The organism is Janthinobacterium sp. HH106 (assembly GCF_001758725.1).
Taxonomy (GTDB): domain Bacteria; phylum Pseudomonadota; class Gammaproteobacteria; order Burkholderiales; family Burkholderiaceae_D; genus Janthinobacterium.
Map to the genome: position 1 here is coordinate 92,635 of NZ_LRIC01000056.1, position 26,958 is coordinate 119,592.

General features: G+C 63.2%; 28 protein-coding genes. 18 read left to right on the forward strand and 10 right to left on the reverse strand.

Annotated features, from left to right (window positions below; translation table 11 throughout):
- Window positions 1–147: 147 nt before the first annotated feature.
- The 5 genes from otnI to JAB8_RS21380 all read left to right on the forward strand — a co-directional run bounded on the left by otnI (window position 148) and on the right by JAB8_RS21380 (window position 3,293).
- Window positions 148–939, forward strand: a complete 792-nt coding sequence (gene otnI, locus JAB8_RS21360; RefSeq protein WP_070291325.1) for a 2-oxo-tetronate isomerase — start codon at window positions 148–150, stop codon at window positions 937–939.
- Between the two features lie 88 nt (window positions 940–1,027).
- A complete protein-coding gene (locus JAB8_RS21365) occupies window positions 1,028–1,846 on the forward strand; it encodes a hypothetical protein (protein ID WP_083287840.1) in 819 nt (272 codons plus the stop codon).
- Window positions 1,831–2,304, forward strand: coding sequence for a hypothetical protein (locus tag JAB8_RS21370; protein WP_083287293.1), 474 nt, complete (start codon window positions 1,831–1,833; stop codon window positions 2,302–2,304). The genes JAB8_RS21365 and JAB8_RS21370 overlap by 16 nt, the downstream gene beginning before the upstream one ends.
- An 83-nt stretch (window positions 2,305–2,387) precedes the next feature.
- Window positions 2,388–2,804 carry a VOC family protein gene (locus tag JAB8_RS21375; RefSeq protein ID WP_070291326.1) on the forward strand — a complete coding sequence of 139 codons (417 nt, stop codon included), beginning with the start codon at window positions 2,388–2,390 and terminating at the stop codon, window positions 2,802–2,804.
- Window positions 2,805–2,912: 108 nt separating this feature from the next.
- Window positions 2,913–3,293: a TraR/DksA family transcriptional regulator gene (locus tag JAB8_RS21380; protein WP_070291327.1), complete on the forward strand. Its 381-nt coding sequence runs from the start codon at window positions 2,913–2,915 to the stop codon at window positions 3,291–3,293.
- A gap of 168 nt (window positions 3,294–3,461) precedes the next feature.
- Here JAB8_RS21380 and phbB read toward each other — a convergent pair whose 3' ends face one another.
- Complete coding sequence (gene phbB / locus JAB8_RS21385; RefSeq protein WP_070224945.1) at window positions 3,462–4,208, reverse strand: acetoacetyl-CoA reductase; 747 nt, start codon at window positions 4,206–4,208, stop codon at window positions 3,462–3,464.
- A gap of 168 nt (window positions 4,209–4,376) precedes the next feature.
- Here phbB and JAB8_RS21390 point away from each other — a divergent pair, with 168 nt between their 5' ends.
- On the forward strand, window positions 4,377–5,243 hold the full coding sequence (locus tag JAB8_RS21390) for a universal stress protein (protein WP_070291328.1): 867 nt from the start codon (window positions 4,377–4,379) through the stop codon (window positions 5,241–5,243).
- Window positions 5,244–5,264: 21 nt separating this feature from the next.
- On the opposite strand, the gene JAB8_RS21395 is transcribed toward JAB8_RS21390, so the two are convergent.
- The 8 genes from JAB8_RS21395 to JAB8_RS21430 form a co-directional block, all read right to left on the reverse strand.
- Window positions 5,265–5,624 (reverse strand): hypothetical protein, encoded by a 360-nt coding sequence (locus JAB8_RS21395; RefSeq protein ID WP_070224943.1) that lies wholly within the window; start codon window positions 5,622–5,624, stop codon window positions 5,265–5,267.
- A 196-nt stretch (window positions 5,625–5,820) separates the two neighbouring features.
- The gene (locus tag JAB8_RS21400) at window positions 5,821–6,375 is read right to left on the reverse strand and encodes a glycine zipper domain-containing protein (RefSeq protein WP_070224942.1); all 555 of its coding nucleotides are present in this window, start codon (window positions 6,373–6,375) and stop codon (window positions 5,821–5,823) included.
- A gap of 105 nt (window positions 6,376–6,480) precedes the next feature.
- Window positions 6,481–7,224 carry an amino acid ABC transporter ATP-binding protein gene (locus tag JAB8_RS21405; protein WP_070291329.1) on the reverse strand — a complete coding sequence of 248 codons (744 nt, stop codon included), beginning with the start codon at window positions 7,222–7,224 and terminating at the stop codon, window positions 6,481–6,483.
- Window positions 7,221–7,913, reverse strand: a complete 693-nt coding sequence (locus JAB8_RS21410) for an amino acid ABC transporter permease (RefSeq protein WP_070291330.1) — start codon at window positions 7,911–7,913, stop codon at window positions 7,221–7,223. Before JAB8_RS21410 ends, JAB8_RS21405 begins: the two co-directional genes overlap by 4 nt.
- A complete protein-coding gene (locus JAB8_RS21415) occupies window positions 7,913–8,596 on the reverse strand; it encodes an amino acid ABC transporter permease (RefSeq protein WP_070291331.1) in 684 nt (227 codons plus the stop codon). The genes JAB8_RS21410 and JAB8_RS21415 overlap by 1 nt, the downstream gene beginning before the upstream one ends.
- A 128-nt stretch (window positions 8,597–8,724) precedes the next feature.
- The gene (locus tag JAB8_RS21420; RefSeq protein WP_070291332.1) at window positions 8,725–9,555 is read right to left on the reverse strand and encodes a transporter substrate-binding domain-containing protein; all 831 of its coding nucleotides are present in this window, start codon (window positions 9,553–9,555) and stop codon (window positions 8,725–8,727) included.
- A 110-nt stretch (window positions 9,556–9,665) separates the two neighbouring features.
- Window positions 9,666–10,538 carry a M90 family metallopeptidase gene (locus JAB8_RS21425; protein ID WP_070291333.1) on the reverse strand — a complete coding sequence of 291 codons (873 nt, stop codon included), beginning with the start codon at window positions 10,536–10,538 and terminating at the stop codon, window positions 9,666–9,668.
- Window positions 10,539–10,856: 318 nt separating this feature from the next.
- Window positions 10,857–11,357: a winged helix-turn-helix domain-containing protein gene (locus JAB8_RS21430; protein WP_223278908.1), complete on the reverse strand. Its 501-nt coding sequence runs from the start codon at window positions 11,355–11,357 to the stop codon at window positions 10,857–10,859.
- A 466-nt stretch (window positions 11,358–11,823) separates the two neighbouring features.
- Here JAB8_RS21430 and JAB8_RS21435 point away from each other — a divergent pair, with 466 nt between their 5' ends.
- The 12 genes from JAB8_RS21435 to JAB8_RS21490 all read left to right on the forward strand — a co-directional run bounded on the left by JAB8_RS21435 (window position 11,824) and on the right by JAB8_RS21490 (window position 24,846).
- The gene (locus JAB8_RS21435; RefSeq protein ID WP_070224936.1) at window positions 11,824–12,060 is read left to right on the forward strand and encodes a hypothetical protein; all 237 of its coding nucleotides are present in this window, start codon (window positions 11,824–11,826) and stop codon (window positions 12,058–12,060) included.
- Window positions 12,061–12,456: 396 nt separating this feature from the next.
- A complete protein-coding gene (locus tag JAB8_RS21440) occupies window positions 12,457–13,458 on the forward strand; it encodes an ABC transporter substrate-binding protein (protein ID WP_070224935.1) in 1,002 nt (333 codons plus the stop codon).
- Window positions 13,459–13,488: 30 nt separating this feature from the next.
- Window positions 13,489–14,310, forward strand: a complete 822-nt coding sequence (locus tag JAB8_RS21445; RefSeq protein ID WP_070291334.1) for an ABC transporter permease — start codon at window positions 13,489–13,491, stop codon at window positions 14,308–14,310.
- A gap of 11 nt (window positions 14,311–14,321) precedes the next feature.
- The gene (locus JAB8_RS21450) at window positions 14,322–15,113 is read left to right on the forward strand and encodes an ABC transporter ATP-binding protein (RefSeq protein ID WP_070291335.1); all 792 of its coding nucleotides are present in this window, start codon (window positions 14,322–14,324) and stop codon (window positions 15,111–15,113) included.
- A gap of 73 nt (window positions 15,114–15,186) precedes the next feature.
- Window positions 15,187–17,073: an ATP-binding protein gene (locus JAB8_RS21455; protein ID WP_070291336.1), complete on the forward strand. Its 1,887-nt coding sequence runs from the start codon at window positions 15,187–15,189 to the stop codon at window positions 17,071–17,073.
- A 3-nt stretch (window positions 17,074–17,076) separates the two neighbouring features.
- Window positions 17,077–18,423, forward strand: a complete 1,347-nt coding sequence (locus JAB8_RS21460) for a sigma-54 dependent transcriptional regulator (RefSeq protein WP_070291337.1) — start codon at window positions 17,077–17,079, stop codon at window positions 18,421–18,423.
- A 111-nt stretch (window positions 18,424–18,534) separates the two neighbouring features.
- Window positions 18,535–18,993 (forward strand): hypothetical protein, encoded by a 459-nt coding sequence (locus JAB8_RS21465; protein ID WP_139143121.1) that lies wholly within the window; start codon window positions 18,535–18,537, stop codon window positions 18,991–18,993.
- A gap of 40 nt (window positions 18,994–19,033) precedes the next feature.
- Window positions 19,034–19,534 (forward strand): hypothetical protein, encoded by a 501-nt coding sequence (locus JAB8_RS21470; protein WP_139143122.1) that lies wholly within the window; start codon window positions 19,034–19,036, stop codon window positions 19,532–19,534.
- A gap of 127 nt (window positions 19,535–19,661) precedes the next feature.
- Window positions 19,662–19,952 carry a hypothetical protein gene (locus JAB8_RS21475; RefSeq protein ID WP_139143123.1) on the forward strand — a complete coding sequence of 97 codons (291 nt, stop codon included), beginning with the start codon at window positions 19,662–19,664 and terminating at the stop codon, window positions 19,950–19,952.
- A gap of 63 nt (window positions 19,953–20,015) precedes the next feature.
- Window positions 20,016–20,702, forward strand: coding sequence for a hypothetical protein (locus JAB8_RS21480; RefSeq protein WP_139143124.1), 687 nt, complete (start codon window positions 20,016–20,018; stop codon window positions 20,700–20,702).
- Between the two features lie 92 nt (window positions 20,703–20,794).
- On the forward strand, window positions 20,795–23,113 hold the full coding sequence (locus JAB8_RS21485; protein ID WP_070291342.1) for a DUF3274 domain-containing protein: 2,319 nt from the start codon (window positions 20,795–20,797) through the stop codon (window positions 23,111–23,113).
- A 110-nt stretch (window positions 23,114–23,223) separates the two neighbouring features.
- The gene (locus tag JAB8_RS21490) at window positions 23,224–24,846 is read left to right on the forward strand and encodes a DUF2875 family protein (protein WP_070291343.1); all 1,623 of its coding nucleotides are present in this window, start codon (window positions 23,224–23,226) and stop codon (window positions 24,844–24,846) included.
- On the opposite strand, the gene pbpC is transcribed toward JAB8_RS21490, so the two are convergent.
- Window positions 24,847–26,943 carry a penicillin-binding protein 1C gene (gene pbpC / locus JAB8_RS21495; RefSeq protein WP_070291415.1) on the reverse strand — a complete coding sequence of 699 codons (2,097 nt, stop codon included), beginning with the start codon at window positions 26,941–26,943 and terminating at the stop codon, window positions 24,847–24,849.
- Window positions 26,944–26,958: the final 15 nt, after the last annotated feature.

The window sequence follows — 26,958 nt, forward strand, 5'->3', positions numbered from 1 at the left end:
TCGCTACGCTTTCAGGCGGCGTTTGTCTTTGTCAAAAAGACGACAAAAACCGTTTCAGGACTTGCTTCTGGAGCGGTTTTTTCATGCACGCCACTGATTGGCAATTTGGGCTAGGATAGTATCCATCTTCCTCACCTGCGTGCCGCCATGCCGAACTTCGCTGCCAACCTCAGCATGATGTTTACCGAACTGCCTTTCCTCGACCGCTTTGCCGCCGCCAGGGAAGCGGGCTTCGATGCCGTCGAGTTTCTGTTTCCCTATGCCGTCGAGGCGCGGCAGATTGCCATGCGGCTGGAACGCCACCATCTGCAGCTGGCCGTCTTCAACTTTCCGCCCGGCGACTGGGAACACGGCGAGCGGGGCATCGCCTGCGACCCGCGCCGGGGCGAGGAATTTCGCACGAATGTGCAGCTGGCACTCAACTATGCGCTGGCGCTGGGGGCGAAACAGCTGCACTGCATGTCCGGCATCGTGCCGCCCGGCATGAGCCTGGAGCGTGCGCGGCAAAGCCTGATCGGCAACCTGCAATTTGCGGCCGACGCCTGCCGTCCGCACGGCATCAACGTGCTGATCGAGCCGATCAACCGCTTTGACATGCCCGGTTACTTTCTGAACCATAGTCAGCAGGCGGCCGACGTCATCGCCGACTGCCAGCGCAGCAATATCTTCCTGCAGTACGACATTTATCACATGCAGCGCATGGAGGGCGAGCTGAGCAACACTATCCGCGCCCTCCTGCCCCTGATCCGCCACATCCAGATCGCCGACACGCCGGGCCGCCACGAACCGGGCACGGGCGAGATCAATTACCGCCACCTGTTCAAGCTGCTCGACCAGGTCGGCTACGTGGGCTGGGTCGGCTGCGAATACCGTCCCGCCAGCGACACCGTGGCCGGAATGGGCTGGCGCGAACAATTGACGGGCACGACGGGCGCCTGATCGCAGCGCGCTTGCGCCCGCACAAGGCGGGCAACGCAGGCCGGCACGACAATACCTTTCCATACAGTATTTCCTGTCGAGAGGTGACGTGTCCACCCTGCCCGCCCGCCATCGCCGCGCCCTTTGCCTCAACCTGTACCTGAGCCTCTTCCTGGCCGTCGTGCTGTGCGGCTGCGCCAGTCCGCGCACCGACCTGGCGCAAGTGCGCGCCCTGGCCGCCGGCACCGATGCCTTGACGGCCTTCGGCGAACTGTCGCAGCGCCACGTGGACAGCTACCAGCGCACCCGCCCCTATCTGTCGCCGGCCGAAGACGCGCGCGAACGCCTGCTCGATGCGCAGCGCCGCGCCGCGCAGACGGACGTCGCGCGCCTGGCGCAGGCCGTGCGCCTGTACCTGCAGGCGCTGGGCCTGCTGGCGAATGCCGATGCGTTTGACGTGCAGCCGGAACTGGCCGGCGCCGGCGCCGCCATCCGCGCCTGGCCCGGCAGCGGCATCGACGACCGCCATGTCAGCGCCTACACCCTGTTGCTGCAGCAACTGTCGCTCCTGGGCGGGGCGGCCAGCCAGCAGGCGCACCTGGCGCAAGTGCTGCACGACGGCGACGCGCCGCTGCAAGCCCTGCTGGCCGCGCTCGACAGCTTGCTGGCGCTGTACGACAAAAGCGGAGATAACGAGCGCGACATGGTGCTCGGCCTGCTCGACGTGGAAATCGCGTTTGCCGACACGCCGCAGCAGCGCCTGCTGGCCGTGCTGGCGAAAACCATGCAGCAAAGTAAAACCGAAGAATACCGGCTGCTTGGCTTGCGCCACACGCTGGCGCGCCGGCAACTGGCGGCACTGGCGCGCGACCACGCACAGCTGGCCGCCGCCCTCACCACCACGGAGGCAAGATGGACGGATCGGTAGGCAGGAGCAGCGGCAGCGAACGCCGCGAAGCGGCTCTCAGCAGCGCCATGCGCGTCGAGCAACTGGCCGACAGCCTGTCGCAGGCGGCCGTCACCTTGCACGGTGCCGTCATGCGCGCCATCCGCAAGCGCGCCAGCCAGGGAGAAAACGGCATCAGCCACAGCCAGGCACAAGCCGTCTTCGCCCTGGAAGTAGCCTTGCGCCAGCAAGCCAACCAGCTGTATGCCGATGCTGCCGGCCATACGGTAATGGGCCTGGAAACGGCGCAGCGCCAGCTCAGCGGCCTGCTCGACACGGTGCGCCTGCGCATCGCCCGCAACGACGATGTGCGGCACTGGATCAGCCTGTCGACGAGTTTGTTACATCTGGGCAGTGCCGTCCTGGCCGGCAATCCCGAGCGCATCCTCAGCACCCTGGGCAAGGTGCGTGAGCGGCTGCAAGAGATGGCGCCGGACTGATTGAAATCGGCCGGCGAGCGCCTATACTGGGACGTCCCCGCCTGGCAATCGTGCCTGCGGGGCGATTGCCAGAGGAGACCAACATGCGTATCGAACCGTATTTGCAATTCAATGGAAACTGCGCGCAAGCGCTGGAATACTACCGGCAGCACCTGCATGGCACAGACCTGTGCCTGATGCCGTATCGCGGCACGCCGATGCAGGAGCAAGTCAAGGAAGACTGGTATGACAAGATCATGCACGGCTCCGTGCAGCTGGGTCCCACCATGCTGATGGGCTCGGACGGCGGCTACGACGAGGGCGCCAAGGGCATGAGCGGCAGCTCGATCTGCCTGACCGTCGACACGCCGGAGGAGGCGGAACGGGCCTTCGCCGCGCTGGCGCGTGACGGCGCCATCCAGATGCCCATGGAAGAAACGTTTTGGGCCAAACGCTTCGGCATGCTGAAAGACCAGTTCGGCGTGGCCTGGATGGTCAACTGCCTGAAAGAGCCAGCATAGAACGGCCCGCGCCTGCCTGCGCCGCGTCAAACGCGGCGCGGGTAGTAGCGCAAGCAGAAGCGCCCATCCTGGACTACCATAGAGGAGAGACTCCTATCGGGGACAGCCATGAATGGATTGCCGCAAGACCAGCTACAGCGCCTGCAAGGCGTGCTGGAGCAACGCAAGCTGGCGTTGCTGGAACAGATAGAGAACGAAGCGGCCGAAGCGGACGCGCGCGCCTCGCTGCTCAATGAAATCGAAGCCTCGCCGGCCGACAACGCCAGCGTGCGCACCTTGAACGCCCTCGTCAGCGAAGCGGCCGAGCACAATCAGGCGCAACTGGCCATCATCAAGCACGCGCTGGCGAAGTTTGCCGACGGCAGCTACGGCCTGTGCGACAACTGCGGCGAAGCCATCGGCCTGTCGCGCCTGAACGCCCGCCCCGAAGCGCGCCTGTGCATCGATTGCCAGACGCGGCTGGAAAAGGCACGGCGCGCCATACCATGACCCTAGCTTAACGGCGGCACGACAACAAAGGGCAAGGCATCGCTGCCCTGCCCCCTGTTTTCCAGCGTAATTACCATGCTGCCTGCCGTCCTCCGCCAGCGTCTATGCGCCGGCTGGGTGGATGGGTCTCCTCTACTGCCATTGCCTCTATGCAAGCTGTACGCTTACCTAACTCATGTGCTGTCCGCCATTGATGGCGATGTTTGCGCCCGTGACGAATGCCGCCTCGTCGGACGCCAGGTAAGCGACCAGGGCCGCCACCTCGTCCGGCTCGCCCAGGCGGCCCAGGGGGATTTGCGGCAGGATCTTCGTTTCCAGGATATCGGCCGGCACGGCCGTCACCATCTGCGTGCGCAGGTAGCCGGGCGACACGGTGTTGACGGTGATGCCGTGGCGCGCCACTTCCAGCGCCAGCGCCTTGCTGAAGCCATGCACACCGGCCTTGGCGGCCGCGTAGTTGCACTGGCCAAACGCGCCCTTCTGGCCATTGACGGACGAGATATTGATGATGCGTCCCCATTTCTTTTCCAGCATGGGTTCCAGCACCTGCTTGCTCATGTTGAACAGGCTGTCGAGATTGGTCCGCATCACCTCGGACCAGTGCGGCAACTCCATCTTGCGCATGCTCTGGTCGCGCGTGATGCCGGCGTTATTGACCAGCACATCGATGCGGCCGAACTGCGCCAGCACCTTGCCGACGGCTTCGCTGCAGGCAGCAAAGTCCGTCACGTCAAGGGCCAGCGGGTGAAAATAATACTGCTGCGCCTGCTGCTCGTCGAGCCAGCTTTCCACCCGCGTGTTGCCCGGCGTATGCGCCGCCACGACGGCAAAGCCCGCCGCATGCAGGCGCCGGCACAAGGCCGTGCCCAGGCCGCCCATGCCGCCCGTGACCAGCGCTACCTTTTGTTCCTTCATGACTGTCTCTCCCCGCTTGTTATGGTTGTTCTGCGTGGCATCAAGTGTAGGAGCAGTTTTTATTGCCAGCCTTGCGCCAGATCAAGTGCCCAGCCTGGTGCAGTCGTGCGCGGCCGGCGCCCCGGACTGTGCCAGAATGGCCGCTACTGCACAGCGAGAGGACAGGCCATGACGTACAAGACCGTATTGCTCCACATCGACGACAGCGCCGGGCGCGCCGCCCGCATCGAAGCGGCGGCCAGCATCGCCCAGGCGTGCGGCGGCCACCTGACGGGCGTGGCGCTGACGGGCGTGTCGCGCCTGCTGTACCAGCACCAGCCCGACCTCGATGCGGACCCGAACCTGAGCTTGCATCTGAATTTCCTGCGCGACCGCGCCACGCGCGCCCTCGACGGTTTCGAACAGCAGGTGCGCGCGGCCGGCGTCGCCTCATTCGAACAGCGCGTGCTCGACGACGAGGCGGCGGGCGGCATCAGCCTGCTTGCCCGCTATGCGGACCTGGTCGTCATCAGCCAATACAATGCCAAGGATAAATCGCCGTCCGTGATGCGCGACTTTCCCGCCTATGTGCTGCTGCATTCGGGCCGGCCCGTGCTGATCGTGCCGTATGCGCCGCCGCTGCCCCTGCTGGCGCCGCCGGCAGCGGCGCGCAATGTGCTCATTTCCTGGAACGCCAGCAAGGAAGCAAGCCGCGCCGTGACCGCCGCCCTTCCCCTGCTGCAGCGCGCCGGGCAAGTCCACGTGGCCATCTTCGACGCCCAGGTGCATGCGGCCGAGCACGGCGAACAGCCGGGCGCGGAACTGGTGCACTACCTGGCGCGCCACGGCGTGGAAGCGCGGCTGCATTTGCTCGATGGGGGTGGCGTGCGGCGCGGCGATATCGGCGAGGCGCTGCTGTCGCAGGCCGCCGACCTGTCGGTCGACTTGCTGGTGATGGGAGCGTATGGCCATTCGCGCCTGCGCGAAACCATCCTCGGTGGCGTCACGCGCACGATTCTGCAGAGCATGACGATCCCCGTGCTGATGGCGCACTAGGCCTTTGCTAAAACGGTCGGGCTAGCCGCCCTGCCAGGGCTGGCTGCGGATCTTCGCCACCTGGCGCTGCGCCAGCCACTGCCACAGCTGCAGCGCGTCGTCCTGCGGCAGGGCCGACATGTGGCGCGGACTGGCCAGGGCAATTTCGCAATCGCGGTCCGACCATTCCTCGAAAGTGACTTCGCCTCCGCTAGCGACTTCGACCTGATACATCAAGCCATCGTCGTAGCCAAAGCGCAACAAGACGGCGGCCGGGCTGCCATCCGGCGTGACGGCGCCGCCGCGGTACACCTCGGCCAGCGCATCGGCCAGCTGTGCCGGTGAGGGCGCGCAGATGTCGCGCCCATCGGCCCGTGTCAGAATGAACCATGCCTGTGTCATGACGCGCCCTCCTATCCATACTCGTTAGCATGCGAGGCAAGTACTACGGGCAGTCACCTTGGTCCAGTGTCACTTCGGGCGCGCGGAAACTATCCCTGTCGGCATTGTTTACCAATAATTACTCATACTAACAAGGATCATACCTAAATTTCGTGCAGCGCGGAATTTATGCATATGGCACCACAGAGGCGTTGATTCACGCCACCAGCACGGGAATGCTGAGCGGATCGAAGTCATGCCAGTCGCCATTGGCGATCGTGCCTTCCGCTTCCTCGATATGCTCGGCGCCCAGCCGGTGCAGTGTCTCGAGCGCCCGTTCGCGCTCTTCGAGGCCGCCCAGCGCCACGGCGATCAGCATGCCCGGATGGCGCGGCTGGCGGTGGTTTTCGCCATGTTTCTCGGGCTCGCCCGCCTCCTTCATCTTGTTAAAACTGTAGAGTGAGCCCACATGGGCGCCCACCAGCGCGCCCACCACCGGCCCCAGCGGCCCCGTCGCCAGCGTGGTGGCAGCGCCGATGCCGGCACCGACGGCGGCACCGACGGCCACGCCCTCGACCACGCCTTCCGGCGTCTCCTTGGCGCCCGGCGAGACGTCGCGGTCGCCGCCGAGCGCATGCAAATCATGCTGGCCCGGCTGGTTGACAAAGAAGGCGCTGATGCGGCTGTCAGGAAAACCCGCCTGGTTCAGGGCGGCGCGCGCGGCGTCTATCTGCTCCTGCAACTGAAAATGACCTGCGATGATGCGTGACATGATACGGCCCTCCTGGTCGGCTGCGGGCGCCCCGTGCGCCACTCCGATAGCGTGCGCCGGAGAACGCCAAGATACCGTTCGCTTGCGCACACAGCCCAGAAATCCTCAGGCCGGTCCCCCATATGGGCTGCGGATATCGGACAGGAATTGCTGTGCGCGCACATGCTGCGGCCGCGCAAAGAACTCCTCGGGCGCGGCCCGTTCCAGCACTTGCCCGTGGTCCATGAACCAGACGCGGTCCGCCACTTCGCGCGCGAAACCCATTTCGTGCGTCACGCACACCATCGTCATGCCGCCGTGCGCCAGGTCGCGCATCACTTGCAGCACCTCGCCCACCATTTCCGGGTCCAGCGCGCTCGTCGGCTCGTCGAACAGCATCAGCGGCGGCTGCATGGCCAGCGCGCGGGCAATCGCCACCCGCTGCTGCTGCCCGCCCGACAAGGCCGCCGGCATGGCGCGCGCCTTGTGCGCCAGGCCCACGCGCTCCAGCAGGGCCAGCGCCCGCTCTTCCGCTTCGCGCCGGGTGAGGCCGCGCAGGCGCTGCGGCGCCAGCGCGCAATTGTCCAGCACGGATAAATGGGGAAACAGGTTGAATTGCTGGAACACAAAGCCGATATGCGAGCGGAAGGCATTCACGTCCAGCCCCGGCGCGTGGATATCCTGGCCCGCCACCGCGATGCGCCCTGAGGCGATCGGCTCCAGGCGGTTGATGGTGCGGATCAGGGTCGACTTGCCGGAGCCGGATGGTCCGCACACGACCAGCACCTCGCCTTTGGCGACGTGTTCATTGATCTCGCACAAGGCGTGATAGTCGCCATAGTATTTGTTGACGTTGTCAAAGGTAATCATGCTGCCGCTTTCAGGAGACGCGCCTGACGCCGCTCGAGCCAGAAGGCGGCGCGCGACAGGCTGAAACACAAGACAAAATACGTCATGCCCAGCAGGAAATACACTTGCACGGGCTTGGTCAGCACGAGGCCGTTCACTTGCGAAGCGATGAACGACACCTCGGCCAGGCCGATGATGTACCCGAGAGAGGTTTCCTTGATGGTCGAGACGAACTGGTTGACCAGCGAGGGCAGCATGTGGCGCAGCGCCTGCGGCAGCACCACCGAGCGCATGCTGTCCAGATAATTCAGGCCCAGCGAGCGGGCCGCCTCCACCTGCCCGCGCGGCACGGCTTGCACGCCGGCGCGCACAATTTCCGCCAGATAAATGCCGTCGAAGATGACGAGGGCGGCCAGCATGGTACCGAATTGCCCGCTTTCATGTCCCGTGATGCTGGGCAGGAAGAAATACGCCCAGAAAATCACCAGCAGCAAGGGGATGCCCCGCACCACGTGGATCAGCGCGGCGACGGGCCAGCGCAGCAGCCGCCAGGGACTCAGGCGCGCCAGGCCCAGCAGCAGGCCGAAGGGCAGGCTCAGCACCAGCGCCAGGCTGGCCAGCACGACCGTCAGCGCCAGGCCGCCCAGCGGCCCCTCGGGATAGCGACCGACGAGGAAATACAGCCAGTAATCATGGAGGAGTTCCAGCATCAGGACACCTTCCTTTGCAGCAAGGCCGCCAGGCCGGCGATCAGCAGCGAGACGGCCAGGTAGGCCGCGCTGGCGAAGACGAAGGCATCGACGCTGCGGAACGAGGCCGCTTCCACGCGCTGCGTCTGGTACATCAGCTCGGCCACGCCGATGACGGTGGCGATGCTGGTGTTTTGCCACAGGGTCAGGGTTTGCGACAGCAGCGGCGGCGCGGCCAGCCGCAGCGCCTGCGGCAAGATGCACAGGCGCATGGTGGCAAGAAAACTGAAACCCAGCGCCCGGCCCGCCTCGAATTGCTGGGCGGGTATGACGCGGATGCCGCTGCGGATGTCTTCCGCCATGTAGGCGGCCGTATATAAAGTCAGGGCCGTGACGGCGCTGACGGCTTCGATATTGCCGGCATACAAACGCTCCTTCCACGCATCGGGCAGCAATTCGGGCGCGCCGAAATACCAGAACAGGAAGTGGGCCAGCAAGGGCACATTGCGGATCAGCTCGACATATGCGGCGCCCAGGGCATTGAGCAGGCGCGACGGGGCGAGGCGCAGCATGGCCACACCGCAGGCCAGCGGCAAAGACAAGAGCAAGGTAATGCCCATCAGTTGCAAGGACAGCAGCAAGCCGGAAACGAGCCAGTCGCGATAGTCGCCGGACAGCAAAAAGGTCAGATCAAATTGGAACATGATGGTGAAATATCATTGATGCCTAAGAAAACCGTAGCGAGCGGCAGTGATTTGTGGCTGAGAAGCGCAACCGTGCTGGAGCACGGTGAGCATCGCAGGCCGCAAAGCGCGCCGCGCAGTAGGTTTGCTTAGGCGTCAATCTTGTCCGATTCGATCTTGAAGGTCCGTTTTTGAAATTTCACATTGCTCGTCGGGCCATACCATTTGAAGAACAGTTTTTCCGCCTCGCCCGATTTTTCCAGTCCGCGCAGCACCTGGTCGACGGCCGTTTTCACGCCCGTCTCGCCCTTGCGGATGCCGAAGGCAAACACTTCCTGGCTGATGTTTTGCGGCAGCACAATATAGTCTTTTTGCGCGGCGCCCAGCTTGGCGTAATTGTTGAGCAGGGACACTTCATCGTCGACATAGCCTACGCCTTTGCCTTGCTGCAAGCCCAGATAAGCCTGGCCCGCCGTCTCGAACGTCACCACGTCCACGCCGGGCACGGCCTTGCGGATATTCGGTTCCTGCGTGCCGCCCTTGACGGTCAGCACTTTCTTGCCGGCCAGGCCAGCGACCATCGTGATGTTGCTGCTTTTTTTGACCAGCACGCGCTGGCCCGTGTAAAACGTGGACAGCGAGAAATCGACGAGCGCTTCGCGTTCCTTGTTGTGCGTCAAGGACGCCGTCAGGATATCGATGCGGCCCTGCTGCAGTTCGGGAATGCGGGCGGCCACGGCCAGCTGCTTGATCACGGGCTTGACGCCCAGGCCCTGGGCGATGGCGCGGCACAGGTCCACTTCATAGCCGACCAGCTGGCGCGACTTGGCATCGATGAAACTGTTCGGCTCGTCCGTGCCCAAGGTACCGCAGACCAGTTCGCCCTTCGCCTTGATGGCGGCCAGCTGGTCCGCTTGCGCCACTTGCGTGAAAGCGATGGAAGTGAAAAGAAGCGCGGCGAAATGAAGGCGGGTCTGCATGGGATTCCTCTGGTGGATAACGAATGCCGCCATTAGACCGCAACGTCATTATTTCCAAAAAGGAATCTTTTCAGCCTTGCTTATGAGTAAATCATGTAAGGCGCTGCCGCCTACCAGTGGGGCGCGTAATTGGGAAACGGCGAGGCCATGTGTTCGGGCTCGACGGGCGGCGCCATCCAGTCGCGCGGGTCGACCTTGTAGTACTGCAAGAATTGCGCGTACAGTTCTTCGTGGTGCTCGGCCATCTGGTACGGCTTTTCAAAGAAGGTTTCCGTCGCCACGGCAAAGAATTCGGCAGGATTCGTGGCGCCGTAGTGGTCCATCACGCTGTGCTGCTGATAGATGGCATCGTGGCGCAGGTTGTCGAAGTCGCGCGACAACACGGTGGCCCAGCTGCGGTAGCTCGACACGCTGGGCAGGTAGGGTGCGCCATTCGCGGCGCCCGATTCGCTGTCGAGCTGGTGGGCGAATTCATGCAGCACGACGTTGTGGCCATCGGTCCAGTCGGCCGCACCGCGCTGCACGTGGTCCCAGGCCAGCACCACGCGGCCATCGCCCCAGGATTCGCCCAATAAACCATTGGCCGATGGCGTGACCACGCCGCCCGGCCCCACTTCATCGCGCGTAACGATGAATTCCGTGGGATACACGAGGATGGTGTCGAGTTCCGGATACACCTGGGTCTGGCGATTGAGCAGCAGCAAGCACGCCTGGCCGGCAATCGTGTAGCGCATCTCGTCCGTGATCTCCAGGCCGCCGCAACCGACGAATTTCTTCTGGTACAGGAATTGCACGACCAGACGGCGCAACTGCTGCTGCAGCGGCGCCGGCATGCGCGGATAGACGGGGATATTCTTTTCCAGCACGGCCAGGCCTTCCGGCGGCAAGGGCCTGGACAGGGCCCGCTTCAAGCGCCAGCGGGGGAACCATAATGAAAAGACGATGGCGGCCGTGACGAGGGCGATCCACAGCAACGGGTTCATGCGGCGGCCCGTTTCAGGCAGCGCAATGGCGGGAACGATAACAGGGCGGCGTAGGCAGACAAGGACAAGCTCCTTCAAGTGAACCCGCGCGTTGCGGGCAGCAGTCCAGCCCACATGGGGTTGATTAATATCTTTTCAATCCGCCCAGCTCAAAGGGCTTGCCCCAACGCCAAAAGCCGGGTTGTAACCCGGCTTCTATTACGTCCCAACGCCTGACAAAACCGTAGCGAGCGGCGATGATTTGTCGCTAAGAAGCGCAACCGTACTTTAGTACGGTGAGCATCGCAGGCCGCACGCCGCGCGAGGTTTGGTCAGGTGTTACTCGGCCGACTTTTGCTGTGGCGCGCCAAACAGGGCGGCCACCAGCGGATCGCGCGTCACGGGACCGCGGTTGACGCGGATGGCGTAATGCGTGTCATCGGCCAGGATGTGGAAGTGGCGGCCGCTGCCTGCCATGCTTTGCTCGCGCAAGCCGGGACGGTCCTTGCGCGGTGGCGCGCCTTCGCGTTTCGGCTGGACGATGGCGGCCAGGAAGGCGCGCACGCGCTCGGGATCCGGCGTCAGCTGGTACACTGCCTTGCCCAGGTAGGTGGCGGTGCCTTCGATGTAGCGGGCCAGTTCGATCACGCCCGCTTCGCGCAGGTCGCGGATGTATTTGCGGGCGCCCGATGGCGAAAACTTGAGGAACCAGGCGATTTCGTCAGCCAGCATCTCGTGCAGCGACAATTCGCCGATCAGTTTTTGCATGTTTTCGATGCGGCGCAGGGTGGCCGACGTCGAGCGCACGCGCTCGATCGGTGCCATGGAAATAGGATTCATGCGTTCCGGGGGGATAGGTGCTGCGCGTTCGACCATTTGCGAGCCTTTTTCGGGGCTACGAAGTTCCTGGTGCGCTGCCTTTAATTCGCTCTTCACGTGAGACTGAGTCATTGCATGCATTTGAATACTCCTTTTAAACGATTGCCGGTAGCCCGGATTGTTAAGTTCTTGGCAATTTTTATACCAGAACACCACGAATCCTGAGCGTCTGGGCACAGAATGCCATCCTGCTCCGCACTGGTCTGTGCGTTAACGAACATTAGAAGCAAGAAAGTGAAAAATATTGCCTTGCTGAATTATTTCTCTTGAGGCATCTATAAAAGACATTTAAACCGCTGTGCCTCGATGCGCGCACAAAGTGAAATAGCGAACAGAAGTGTCGGCATTCTTGCAATAAATTCAAGCTTCGCGCGCGGCACCCGCCGCCCGCATCGCGCCAAACTTGATACTTTGCAAAGGAACCATCATGAACATGCCTACTCTGCTGGCTGCCGCCGCCCTGATCACCTTGTCCGCCTGCAAAAAACCGGCCGAAGCACCGCTGCCTGAAACGGCGCCCAACCCTGCTTCCGCCCCACAAGTGATGCCCCCTCCCGTCACGCCAGCCGCGCCGGAAACGGGCCCGGGCAGCACGACGCCGCCTGCCCCGCTGACCGATCCGGCCACCGCGCCGGCCCTGCCGCCCGCCACGGCGCCGAAATAAGGCCCGCCAAAGGCGACCGATCAGGCGCCCCTGCGGCGCCGCCCCTACTCCACGGGGGAGTTACGCGTTGCCAGCCTGTTTGCAACGCGTTTTTTTACGATTGGAGTCGGCCGCGCCCTGAAGGTTCACCGGCATGCGGCACCGCAAGCCGGCACCGGACCAGCCAATCAAAATGCGGCAATCCGCACAGTCTTTTCCTTCGCCGTGCGGAAAGACGGAATCTCGTCATTTCCCATTTTCAATAGATTCAAATTAAACCTTTATAAACAATCACTTGCAATAAACGCCAAAATGCGCTCCACTGGCACGGAAGATGCTTTTATATTTTCATAACCGCCACCAGAGCGGCAGCCTTACCCAATATAAAAACCATCTACTTTTTTTGGAGACAACAGCATGGCACGCACCTTCCGCATCTCGTCCTTCCTCAACACCAAGGCACTGGCCGTGGCCGTCGCACTGGCCGCGCAATTCCCGCTGGCCGTCCATGCGGCCGACCTGGTCCGTCTGGGCAACCTGAAATTCGCCCATTACGGCGCCGTCGCCTACATGAAGGAAATCGCGCCGAAGTACGACCTGAAAATTGAAGAACGCATCTTCGCCAAGGGCCTCGACATCGTGCCGGCCATGATCGCCGGCGAAATCGACGTGTCCGCCAGCGCGCTGGAAGCGGCCATCACGGGCCGCGCCACGGGCTTGCCCGTGTACCTGGTGGGCGGCTTCGCCAAAGGCGGCGTGCAGATCGTCGGGCGTCCCGACCTGAACATCAAGGATATTGCTGGCCTGAAAGGCAAGAAAGTCGGCGTCACGCGCGGCGGCCCGCAGGAAATCCTGCTGTTTGCCGAATTGACCAAGGCCAAGCTGACCTGGTCCGACAAGCCGGGCAAGGACGTGCAGATCCTGTACATGGGCTACCCTGACCTGAACCAGGCGCTGCTGACCAAGGATATCGACGTCATGAGCCAGTCCGAACCGTACTCGACGCAGGCCATCCACAAGAAGTACGGCGCGGCCATCATCAAACCGTATGACACGCCGCTGGGCGAGCCCGTGCGCGCCCTCGTGATGACGGAAAAGATGTACAAAGAAAAGCCGGCCGTGGCCCAGCGCTTCATGGATTGCTTCGTCGCCGCCACGCGGGCGTTTTTGGCCGACCCGAAACTGGCGGAAAAATACGTGCGCGAATCGATGTTCAAGAACCAGATCACGACCGAGGATTACCGCGATGCCATCGACAACGCCATCTTCACGGAAGACATCACGCAAAGCCACGTGCAGCTGACCACCGACTACATGGTGAAATTCGGCGTGGGCCGCATGGCCAAGGCGCCTGCCGCCAAGGATTGGGTCAAGCTGGACCTGCTGGAAAAAGCCAAGAAGTCCTATGTCCCACGCTAACCACGGCCACGCTAATCTGAAAGTATCACAATGAATATGCAAATGATGAAACGCTTCGCGCACGGCGCCGCCGTGCCCGTCGCCGTGCTGCTGTTGTGGCAAGCCATGTCGACCTTCGGCTGGATCAACCCGCAGATCCTGCCCTCGCCCGTGGCCGTGCTGGTGAAGTGGTATGAATACCTGATGCCGATGCAAGCGTACACGCCCGAAGCGGGCAACTACCTGGTGTGGATGTTCTCCGGCGAATTGCCGCATGACGCCTGGGCCAGCCTGTCGCGCGTGCTGGGCGGCTTCGCCATCGGCGCCGGCCTGGCCTTGCCGCTTGGCTTGCTGATGGGTACCAACAAGACCATCTATAAACTGTTCGACCCGCTGGTACAGGTGCTGCGCCCGATTCCGCCCATCGCCTACATTCCGTTGGCCATTTTGTGGTTCGGCCTGGGCAACCCACCCGCCTTCTTCCTGATCAGCATCGGTTCCTTCTTCCCCGTGCTGATGAATACCATCGCCGGCGTGCGCCAGGTCGACGGCATTTATATCCGCGCCGCGCGCAACCTGGGCGCCAGCCAGATGACCATGTTCCGCCGCGTCATCTTGCCGGCCGCCACGCCGTATATCCTGGCCGGCGCGCGCATCGGCATGGGCACGGCCTTCATCGTCGTGATCGTGGCCGAAATGATCGCCGTCAATAGCGGCCTCGGTTTCCGCATCCTCGAAGCGCGCGAGTATTTCTGGTCTGACAAGATTATCGCCGGCATGTTTACCATCGGCCTGTTCGGCCTGGCCATCGACATGGCCATGAATGCCCTGAATAATCATTTGCTGCAGTGGCACCGCGGCCTGGAACACTGAGAGGAACGGCCATGACCACGATCAATATCAATGCAGTCAATAAAATCTTCACCACGGGCGGCGCGGACGTCATCGCCCTGAAGGACATCAACCTGGAAATCGCCAGCGGCGAGTTCATCTGCCTGCTGGGGCCGTCCGGCTGCGGCAAGTCGACCTTGCTCAACGCCATCGCCGGTTTTTCGCAGCCGACGTCGGGCCAGATCCTGGCCGGCGGCAAGCTGATCAGCGAGCCCGGCCCCGACCGCGGCATGGTGTTCCAGGAATACGCGCTGTTCCCATGGATGACGATTGAAAGCAATATCGCTTTCGGCCTGGAAATCGCCGGCAAGACGCCGGCCGAGATCAAGGAACGGGTCGACATGCTGCTGAGTATGCTGGGCTTGACGGAATTCCGCGCCCGCTACCCGAAAGACTTGTCCGGCGGCATGCGCCAGCGCGTGGCGATTGCCCGCGTGCTGGCCCTCGATTCGCCGATCATGCTGATGGATGAACCGTTCGGCGCGCTGGACGCATTGACGCGGCGCAACCTGCAAGACGAATTGCTGAAAATCTGGAAAGTCTTCGGCACCACCATCGTGTTTGTGACGCACTCGATCGAGGAATCGATCTACCTGGCCGACCGCACCATCGTCATGACCTACCGTCCCGGCACCATCAAGCGCGACGTGGCCATCGAACTGCCCCGCCCGCGCGACCCGAGCGACCCCGAGTTCAACCGCCTGAAACGCATGCTGGGCGAGATGGTGATGGAAGAGCAACAAAGGCATCATAATGCGGAGACGATGGCAAGTACGGCAGACTAAGTAATGGGGTCAGACCCGGCGGGTCTGACCCCAGATTGCCCACACACGGGCATAAACATACACACGGAGCACCATGGCATTCGGCAAATGGCCCCTGAGACAGCTGCTGGCCGTGGGCTCGCTGGTCGTGCTGACGTGGGCCTCGTATGCCTGGGTCAAGCAGCGCCAGCTCGATGAATTGCACCGCACGCTAGATTCGCGCGCGGAACTGTATGCGGCGTCCATCGGCGGCGCCCTGAACAAATACGAATTCCTGCCCCTGGCCGTGGCCCAGAGCGATGCCGTGGCGCAATTGCTGGAGCAGCCCAGCGCCGATAAAGTCACGCAGATCAATGCCTACCTGGTCGACATGAACCGCCGCGCGGGCGCCTTTGCCGTCTACGTGCTCGACGACAAGGGCACGACCCTGGCATCGAGCAACTGGCAAGACCGCAGCTCCTACGTGGGCGTCAATTACGGCTTCCGCCCGTATTTCAAGAACGCCATTGCGGGCGGCATCGGCCGCTTCTACGGCATCGGCTTTTCCACCTTCGAAGCCGGCTACTTCATTTCGCAGCCCGTGCAGCGCGACGGACGCATCCTCGGCATCGTCGCCGCCAAGGTCAACCTGGACTGGATCGAGCAATCGTGGCGCACGCCGGGCGCGGGCGAACAGATCTGGGTCAAGGATGCGAATGGCGTGATCATCCTGGCCACCACCCCCGCCTTCAAGTTCAAGACCCTGGCGCCTTTGTCGCCGGCCGCCAAGAAAGACATCAGCGAACAGCGCCAGTTCCTGCAAGAAAATCTGCCCATCCTGCCGCACAAGGTGCAGCGCCAGTTCGCCGATGGCGCCAGCGTGATGACGCTGGAACGCCCGCAGACGAATGACTCCCCCGCCCTGTCCGGCAGTGCCGACAAGGTGAGCTATCTGGCCGTGAACCGCGCGCTGGGCCCGCTGCAATGGCAAATTACCGTGCTGGCCGAGCTCGACCAGGTCGATGAGGCGGCGCGCAACGCGGCCATCGCCGCCGCGCTGGGCTGGGCCTTGCTGCTGCTGGCCCTGATGTATGCGCGCCAGCGCCGGCGCCGCATCGCCGACAAGCTCAATGCGCAGCAGACGCTGGCCCGTGCCTATGAACAGCTGGAAATCAAGGTCGAGCAGCGCACGGCCGACCTCGTCCACGCGAACGGCCGCCTGCAGGCGGAAGTGGCCGAGCGCGAGCGGGCCGAGCAGACCTTGCGCTACGCCCAGGCGGAACTGGTGCAAAGCGGCAAGCTGGCGGCCATCGGCCAGATGGCGGCCGGCGTCACGCACGAGCTGAACCAGCCGCTGGCCGCCCTGCAGACGTTTTCCGACAATGCCAAGGTCTTTTTGGCACGCGGCCAGATCGACGACGCGCTCGACAACCTGTCGACCATTTCCGACCTCGTCAAGCGCCTCGGCTACGTGACCTCGCAATTGAAAGGCTTTGCGCGGCGCAGCGACGATGCGCGCAAGCCCGTCAGCGTGCGCCAGGCGTTTGCGCAAACCATGCTGCAAATCCGCACGCGCAAGGGCTCGCAGCGCCTGACCCTGCATGAAAGCTGGCTTGAGGACGACATCATCGTGCTGTGCAACGCCATCGGCCTGGAGCAAGTGTTCACAAACCTGATCACGAACGCCATGGATGCCGTGCCGGAAGGCGAGCCCGTGCAAATCTGGTTTCAGGTGCGGCGCGAAGGCGGCCTCGCCGTGTTGCATATCACCGATAATGGCCCCGGCATCCCGCTGGCCTCGCTCGACAAGATCTTCGACCCCTTCTATACCACCAAGGAACACGGGCTGGGCTTGGGATTGTCGATCAGCGCTGGCATACTGCGCGCGGCCGGCAGCGCCCTGGCCGTGCGCAACCGCAGCGCGCAGGAAGGGGGCGGCGCACAATTTACCATCACCCTGAGCTGTGCCCCGGGGGAGAATAAGATAGAGACGAAGGAATAGGGAATGCACGAGAATAATTTTGAAGGCATGCAAGTGCTGCTGGTGGAAGACGATGCCGTCGTGCGCAAGGGCGCCCGGCAATCGCTGGAACTGGCGGGCTTGCAAGTGACGGCCGTCGCCACGGCCGAGGAAGCGCTGCCTTACCTGGTGCCCGAATTTGCCGGTATTTTATTGAGCGATATCAAGCTGCCGGGCATGGATGGCTTGAAACTGCTCGATATCGCCGTGGCACAGGATGCCAGCCTGCCCGTGATCCTCGTCACGGGCCATGGCGACGTGTCGATGGCCGTGGGCGCCATGCGCCGTGGCGCCTACGATTTCATCGAAAAACCGTTTTCCGCCGACTTGCTGGTGGAAGTGTGCCGCCGCGCCCTGGATAAACGCCACCTGGTGCTGGAAAACATGAACTTGCGCCGCCAACTGGAACAGCGGGTCGGCATCGAGGCGCGCATCGTGGGCCGCAGCGCGGCCATGGCCAAGGTGCGCCAGCTGGTGCTGAACCTGGCGCCGAAATCGGCCGACATCATCATCCTCGGTGAAACGGGCACCGGCAAGGAACTCGTCGCGCGCTGCCTGCACGACTTCAGCGAGCGGCGCGACCACCCCTTCGTGGCGATCAACTGCGGCGCCCTGCCCGAATCGATCTTCGAATCGGAACTGTTCGGCCACGAGGAAGGCGCGTTTACGGGCGCGCAGCGCCAGCGCATCGGCAAGATCGAGTACGCGAACGGCGGCACCCTGTTCCTCGACGAAATCGAAAGCATGCCGCTGGCCCTGCAGGTGAAACTGCTACGCGTGCTGCAGGAGCGGCAAGTCGAGCGTCTCGGTTCCAACAAATTGATATCCGTCAATTTCCGCGTCATCGCCGCCGCCAAGGAAGACTTGAATGTGCTGGCCGAGCAGGGGAAATTCCGGCCCGACCTGTATTACCGGCTGAACGTGGCCAGCCTCACGCTGCCCGCGCTGCGCAACCGGCGCGAGGATATCCCCCTGCTGTTCGAATTTTTCGTGCTGCAGGCGGCCCTGCGCTATGGCCAGCCGGCCGCGCTCGTCAGCGGCGAACTGATCGCATCCCTGATGGCGCAGCGCTGGGCCGGCAATGTGCGCGAACTGCACAATGTGGCCGACCGCTTCGTGCTGGGCCTGCTCGACGACACCCTGAGTCCCGCCGGCTGCCGCGAAGCGTCGCTGGCGGAACAGGTGGACACCTTCGAGATTTCCATCATCGAGGAAGCCTTGCGCCGACACAATGGCAACGTCATCGACGCGGCCGCCGCGCTGAATATCCCGAAGAAAACCCTGTACGACAAGCTCAAGCGATTTGACATCTCGACGGAGCAGTTCCGCTAAGGCCTGCGCCACGGCCAGCCATCCCCCCACATCGGGTGGCGGCGGATTCCTACTTGCGGGCCAGCCCGCGCGTGGCAGAATCGGTACTCCACTTCATCCGAAGGAGTTCCCATGAAACCATCCGCATTCATGCTCGCGGCCATGCTGCTGGGCAGCGCAGCCGTCCTGGCGCAGGCGCAATCGACCGGCAATAGCAATACCACGTCGAATAACACGGGCAATACCGACACGGCGACACAGCAAAATCCGCAAGTGAACCAGAATGACAAGGCCAAGCCGCGCAAGCACGACAAGAAGCAGGCGAAGAAATCGGGAAAATCGCGCAACCATGACACGACGGGGCAATCGACCAGCGGCACGAATTCGGGTGGCGGCGCCCCTGACAGCGCCGGCCAGTCCGCAGCTAACGCCACGCGCAGCGGCACGCAAGACATGAATGGCAATACGGGTGGCACGGTTCCCCCGGGCACGACAGGTACCACAGGCAATACGGGCACGCCGGGCAACGCTGGCAATACTGGCAACACCGGCAACACCGGCGTGGTGCCGCCGCGTCCGCCGGGCCGCTAAGCGCGGGCAGTCCGCCCCGGCCATGACGGCGCTGCAAGCCATGCTGCTTCTGCACGGGCTGCTGGGCGGAGCTGACGTGCTGCTCAACCACGAGTTGCTCGTGCGCTTGCCGTCGCGTCCCGGCGCGGCGGCCGAGCAGCGCCTGCACAGCTTGCGCGAAGCCATCTTCGGCCTGCTGTTTCCCTCGCTGGGCCTGTTTGCCTGGCAGGGCTGGCTGGCCTGGTGGCCGGCATTGCTGCTGTTGGCGGAAATCGGCGTTTCGCTGCGCGACACGGTCGTGGAAGGCCGCACGCGCCGCCTGCCCCTGCCCGAGCAGATCCTGCACGTTTTGCTGTTCATCAACCTGGGCGTGATCGCCACCCTGCTGCTGCAGGCGCTGCCCGGCTGGCTTGGCCTGCCATCGGGCGTGCATGCGCTGCCTGCGGACGGCCCCGGCAGCTGGCTGGCGGCCATGGGCGCCATATCGCTGGCATGGAGCATGCGCGATGCCCTGGGCGCCCGGCGCCTGCGCCTGCGCGCGAGCGGCGCAAGAGCGGCTTGAACATTGGCAATACGCCCACACAAGGATGAGGCGTAATCCTACTTGCGCGCACGGGTCCGCGTGTGACAATGCATTCTCGACAGCGGTATCCACCGCCCTCTCACTCTCTTGCACAGGAAGACGCACCATGAAAACCGCCGCTCTCTTGCTGGCCGCCACCCTGATGACCATCGGCGGCGCCTGGGTGCAAGCCCAGTCGACGACGAACGTCAACCAGACGGGCAACCACACCAACAATGCCAACGATCCGGGCCAGCAATCGGACCAATCCGACAAGCTCGACAACAAGGGCAGGCTGATCCACGACGCCAAGCCCGCCAAAACGCGCACGGACAAGCGCACGCGGCGCGGCAAGCCGACGGCGCCGCCAGCGTCCACACGCGCTGTGCCCAGCATCCCCGTCGCCCCTGCGAAATAGGGTCAGCGCTGCGCCACATTGCTCCAAGGCACGCTATCATCACGCCTTTACAAGATAGCCGGGATGACAATGAAAGCAGCATGGCAAGTGTTGGTGGCGGCAGCCGTATTGGCGGCCGCAGGCGTACAGGCGGCGCCGACGGTCGGCGAGTGCATGGAACTGACGACGGGTGTCAAGTTCAGCAAGAACAATGGCGACGCGCAAGTCAACGTCGAGGAAGTCTTCGAAGGCAAGAAACTCAAGGGCATCCAGCTGATCCTCGACGGCGGCGTCTTGCTGGCCACGTCCTACCAGGACATCCGCGACGGCCAGGTCTTCCTGACGGGCACGGTCCATTACAACGAAGACGGCACAGTGCGCAGCAAGAACGTCTACGCGCCGCAGTCCGCCATCCCCGCCAAAATGCGCCCGGGCCAGGAAGTGCGCGTGCAATTCACGGACACGCAAACGAGCACCCACTACCCGCTGGCGGGCCTGTCCGACAAGATCACCACCTCCACGCGCACGGACCAGCGCGATTTCTCGATCACCTTCCTGGGCTGGGAACGCCTGGAACTGGGCGGGCGCCGCTTCCCCGACGCCTGCAAGTTCGAACTGCACGATGTGGGCGGCAAAAGCAAGGGCAAGAGCGGCGAATACGTCTGGTATGCGCAGGGTTTCGGTGTGATCATGACGGACAAGCTGGACCAGGATGGCGACGTGCAGCCCGCGTACCGCATCGCGCTGACGAAGATCATCAGCGCGCCGTAAGACCGCATTCTTTCCCGCAAAGTTTGCGTAAGCGCAACTAATCCGCCATCGCGCCTCTCTACACTGTCCTGACTGGTCAGCATGGAGCGGCGATGGCGTATCCCAAACTTCCCTACACCAGCGGCAAGAGCACCGCCCTGCTCCAGTGCGGCCGCTTAAACGACGCCATCGTGCGCATCCGCCCTGAGCTGCCCGGCAACGTCATCGTCATCCATGGCGTCAACGACGTAGGCACCAGTTTCGGCGCCGTGGAAAAGGGTTTATGCCAGGGACTCGATGCACGCATGTATGGCGGCGGCCACGTGTTCATGCCAGCCGCCTACCGCATGCCGCAGGCGTCCGACAAGAAGGAAGCCCTGGCCGACCCGGACGACGTGTTTTTCAAGCGCCAGCCTGATGAGACCACGTACAGCCCGGTGATCCCGTTTTACTGGGGCTTTCGCGAACGCAGCAACGCGAGCAAAATGGTCAACGGCCAGAACACGGACCGCTACGGCAACCGTCTGGACAAGGACATGTCGAAGAACGGCGGCCCGTTCGGCAATGCCACCAACACCCTGCCCGACATGTGGAACAAGGGGCTGTTCTCACCCTACGACGTGGGCGGCGACCCCGTGCGCCCGTTGAAGACGGCGCCGGGGCGCATGTACATGGTACTGGCCGCCAAGCGCCTGGCAGCCCTCATCGCCATGATCCGCGATTACGACAGCAACGACGTGGTCTCCATCGTCGCGCACAGCCAGGGCTGTTTGATCTCGCTGCTGGCGCAGGCCTTCCTGCTCGACGAGGGCAAGCGGCCCGCCGACACCTTGATCCTCACGCATCCTCCCTACAGCCTGGTGGAGGACACCACGATGTTCTTCGGCGCGGCGGAAGCTAGCCGCATCTTCGGCGGCGGCCGGGATGCGGTGATGGAGGAGCAATACGATGCCATCGACAACCGCCAGACCCTGCATGCGCGCCTGCAGACGCTGGTGCAGATCGTGCAGGGCGTGGTGGCAAAAAAGCATGCCAGTCCCGCCTTTGCGCAGATCAAGGATCACGCCGTCTGCCATGGCATGGCGGGCGCGACATGGCGGGCGGAAGCGGACCGCGACAACCGGGGTAAGGTCTACCTGTACTTCTGCCCCGAAGATATGACGGTAGCGCTGGACAATATGCAGGGCATCGGCTGGCAAGGCATACCCGACTACATCGACGGCCATCGTCTGTCCAAGACCAAGGGCAAGACGGACAAAAGTATCTGGGGCGACGGCCCCACCTGCTGGGAAAAGGAATTCCAGCGCCGGCAACCGCTGGCGGAACTGGGCAAGGGATTTTACCAGCGTGTCTTTACCAACAAGCAACGTCCCGATGCGACTGGAAAGAACAACGGTCCGGTGCTGGTGGGCCAGCCGCCGCACGACTTCGCCCTGCGCCTGGAAGGCGAGGACGATCACGCCCATGTGGCCGGCGCCAATCGTGGCCATCGCGGCAGCCATGCCGAGGCACCATGGCCGCCCGTCAAACCCGGCAAATGGAATATCTTTTCAACGGAACCAGGCCGGCGTGAAGGCTTGCGCACGATCAATGGCGAAGCGCTGCGCGCGCCCAGGGCGGCCGTGCTGGACGGCGGCGAGATCCGCCCTGGGCAATTCCCGAAGGATTCCGACCAGGCCAAGCTGCCGCGCGACCAGCAAGGACCGTGCGAAGAAGTCGACCCCATCGATGCAGCCATCGCGGTGACCAGCACGAAAGGTTTGCGGATGCGCAAGCAGGAAATCATCGCCGACCCGCGGCCGAAGCAGCATCGCATCCCCGAATTCGGTGCCGGCATGTTCGGCGCGGGCGAGCGCGAGCAGGTGGAAAAAGCCCTGAACCTGGGCAAGGAAGCGGGCGACCAATGCAGGATAGACCGCGTTTCGCGCCATCCGGGCAGTGGCGACAAGCTGATTGTCGACCGCGAAGAGACCCCGAATGAGGCGCGCAAGCGCTGGCAGAACGAGGTCAGCCCCAAATCCTTCCACGGCGCCATCATCGGCAACGCGGAAAACCACCGCAACGTGACGGCGTATGACGTGGCCATCGGCAGCGGGAAGGCGAGCAGCGATCCGCAGTTTTATCAGTATTTGTGTGCGGTGGCGGATTGGCGGCTGCAAAACGACAAAAAAAATCCTATAAGAAAATCCATCCTGAGATGGGAGGATTTCATGAAAAAATTTGCAATCTATTGGGCTGCAGAACCTCTACAACGCAAGCAAATCATTGAAGGTAATGCACATTACTACAGTTCGGGAGACTTACCTGCCTTTGTGCCCGCACTGCAAGCAGGCCTGCCGTCTACCGTCGTTTGTGAAACAGTGAATGGCAGGCGTACCGAATCGGTCGTCACTCCTTTTGTACATAAAGCCAGCGATGACATTCCAAGATGAAAAAATTTTTCCCAAACTTGCTCTCTCCCTTCTGCGTAACCCTCGCATTGATGACTCTGCTATTGCTTGGGTTTGTATTGATCAGTCCTACTTATTTACAGGAGTCCACGATGAGCAGCAAAATATGGCGCCACCTGCAATGGCTGTTGCTGATCCCGCCCATCGTCGCGGCTACATTGCTCGGTTCTCGCTGGCTGCATTCGTCCAAGCCTGTGGCCGTCGCACAGCCGCAAGTGCAACAGGCGGCGCCCAGCGAACAGGACAAGCGGGAATATGTGCTGGAAGTCATCGGTCTCGGCGTCACTCTGGACAAGTATCGCCAAGGCAAGCTGTGGGAAGTGCTGCAGCAGGGAAATGCCTATGCCAGCATCCGTGAACAGGACAAGGAAAAATACACCTGGGATGCCATGCAGAGAGCTGGGATAGCAGGTGGCCGCGGCGGTGACACGCTGGAAAATGGGGCAAGGGACATTCCCATGTATTTTGGCGTGCCCGTTTTCAATGCCGAACCACCAATCTTTAATTCGCACATGCTGGACAGCCCCGACTCGCCGGCCATAGGTCTGGCCGGTGGCGCTGCGTCATCCGGCCTGCACTGGCATCTGTTCGCCAGTGGTCCGCGCCGCCTCAGTGAACATCCGGACCGCATACTGGAAGACGTGTTCGCCTTTTTTGACGCCAACCCTGACGTACCGTACATCGTGCTCAATTCCGAGGACAGCATGCCCACGCGCGACCTGTACAGCCCGGACAACTCGCCACCGCTTACAAGAGACGGCCGCTACATCCCCGAAATGCCCGACGCCTCCGCCCTGTTCGTGCTGGCCCGGCGCGAACGCATCGATGCCGTACGCAAGTTTGCGTATGACGATGCGCCGCCAGAGGACAGCGTCGACGATTTGAATACCTACGGCGTGGCGCGGCGCTTGTATCTGGCCTACTATGATTTGATGGGAACCGTGCCACAGGCACGCCTGGAAACTGATCCCACAGCCATCACCCGGCGCCAGCCCAGCATCGCCGAATGGCTGCCCGTCGCCGCGCAATTCGCCCGGCGTCCCGACATCCGCGGCACGGGCAGCTTCAGCATGCTCGACAGGCTCCAGCACAAGACTTATCACCCGCCGAAAGAGTGGCAGCCCACGCCCTGGTTTCCCCTGCCGTTTAACAAGGAACAGCTGGCGCAGCTGGACCGCCTGCCCACCTTCGGCTTCATCCACCGGCCCACTTTTATCAAGTTGACGGATGAACACGGCAAGCCGCTGACGCGGCGCGACCAGCGCGAACGCGCCCTGCAGGCGGGCTGGCGGCAAGCCTTGCACAGCTTGCCGGAAACCGAACGTCCCGCCGCACCGGCACGCCTCGTCGCCGCCACGGGCGGCAATCAGGCGCAGCTGGTGGCGCTGCACAAGACCTTGCTGAAACATGCGGAAGATGGCGGCACGGAACTCGACAGCGGCAACACGGCGCAATGGATAGACACGGACCGGCGGCTGGGCAACACGGGCGCGGCCACCCTGTTCGTACAGATGGCCATAGCCGTGATGGGCAGCTACCGCGATGGCGGCGTCAGCGCCGTGGTGAATTTGCGCAATCCGGACGAGGCGACCATCGTGCTGGTCAGCCCGCCATCGGACGAAAAACGCCGCACGCAGCAGCATCCGCACGGCGGCGATGTGCTGCGGCACTACGTCACGCCGGCCATCGATCCGGCGAATTATCCATCGAACTGATTATTTTTCCTGTGCGGCAAGCTGCGCCAAGGCATTCCCCCGCACCTGGAACGCCACCCGCGCCACCGTCTTGCCAACGTCGTCGACGAGGGCCAGCGCATGCTTGCCCGGCACGGGGCGCCAGCTGATGCTCTCGGCTGCACCGCCCATATCTTTGCCGTCGAGCACCCAGCGCAAGCCGTGGCTGCCTTGCGCCTGGAAGAACACGCGCTGCAGGGCGGGCGGGATGTCGGGGTCGATGGCGAGGATGCTGTCCTCGGCCGGATACACGATGGCGGGCGGCTTCACGGTGTCGCCCAGCACGGCGATGACGGGACTTTCCGTGCCGGCAATAAACCATTCGCGACGCGGCGCTTCCAGTGCGGGTTGGTACGCCACCATTTGCTGCAGCACGCCGGGCGGCGCTTTCGGTGCATGGCTGGGCACGTTCTTGTGCAGATAATCCATGACGTCGCGCCACACGGGCGCGGCGCCCGTCACGCCCGACACGTCCCACATGGGCTTGCCGTCGAAGTTGCCCACCCAGACGCCCACCGTGTAGCGCTCCGAGTAACCCATGCACCAGTTGTCGCGCATATCCTTGCTCGTGCCTGTCTTGACGGCGCTCCAGAAATTCGTCCCCAGCTCGTTGCGCAAGCCAAAGGTCATGCTGCGCGCGGCGCGGTCCGCCAGGATGTCGCCGACGATGAAGGCGGCGCCCGCCTCCATCACACGGCGTTTGTCCTTGCCAGCCTGCCCCGGCTGCAGGCTGGCGGTGCTGTAGGTACCGCCATTGGCCAGCGCGCGGTAGGCGTTGGCCAGTTCCAGCAAGGTCACTTCCGACGAGCCCAGCGCCAGCGAGGGGCCGTAGTATTCGGCCGGTTCCGTCAGGCTCGACAGGCCCACGTCCTTGAGGCGGTTGTAAAAGCCGTCCTGTCCCGTCAGCAGCACCGTGCGCACGGCGGGAATGTTGAGGGAACTGGCCAGGCTGGTGCGGGCGCTGACGTAGCCCTTGAAATTGCGGTCGTAGTTTTGCGGCGCATACATGCCGGACGCCGTGGCGACGTCCAGCGGCGAGTCGTCCATGACGGAGGCGGCCGTCATCAGACGGCGCTCGATGGCCAGTTCATATAAAAACGGTTTCAAGGTGGAACCGGCCTGGCGCAGAGCCGTCACCCCATCGACATGGCTGCCGCCCGCATTGCCGACATAGGCGAGGATCTCGCCGCTGCGGTTATCGAGCACGATGATGGCGCCGTCGTTGACATTGCGCTCGCGCAAAGATCCCAGTTGCTGGCGCAGGTTTTCCTGTGCGAAGCGTTGCAAGGGACCATCGAGCGTGCTGGCGACCTGGGCGCCCGGCTGCTTCAGCAGTTGCTGCGCCACTTGCGGCGCCGGCGCCAGCTCCGCATACAGCGCATTGCGCTGCAAGGCCGTCTGCACGCGCTGGCCGATCAGCTGGCAGCTGCTGTCCATGCGCCATTCCTTTGCCAGCGCGCAGGCACGGCGCGTGACGGTGGCCGGCGGCGCATTCGGCGAGCGCACCAGGCTGGCCAGGATGATGCCATCCGTCTGGTTCAGGCCCGACGGCGCCTTGCCGAACAGGCTGTACGAGGCGGAGGCGATACCTTGCAGTTCGCCGCGGAACGACACGAGGTTCAGGTACGCCTCGAAAATCTGCGCCTTGCTCCAGCTGTCTTCGATCGCCTTGGCGGCGCGCATCTGGTCCCATTTCTGGCGCAGGCTGCGGCCGCCCGCTTGCGCCTGCAAGTCCGCATCGAGCTGGCCCGCCAGCTGCATGGTGATGGTCGAGGCGCCGCGGGGTTTCTTGGAAAACAGATTGTCCCAGGCGGCCGTGGCCAGCGCGGACACATCCACGCCGCCATGGCGCATGAAGCGCTGGTCTTCCGCCAGCAGCACGGCCTGCTGCACGGCGGGAGAAATATCGGCCAGCGGCACCCACGGCAGGCGCCGTACCTTCATGTCCACGCGTAACGATTGCAACGGTGCGCCGCTGCGGTCCAGCAACTGCGCTTCGGAACTGCGGTAGGCGGCCTGCACCTGGGCCGGCGTCAGGACCGCCTCGGCGAAGACCGGGCTGGCAAACAGGCCGCCCATGATAAAAATCAAACT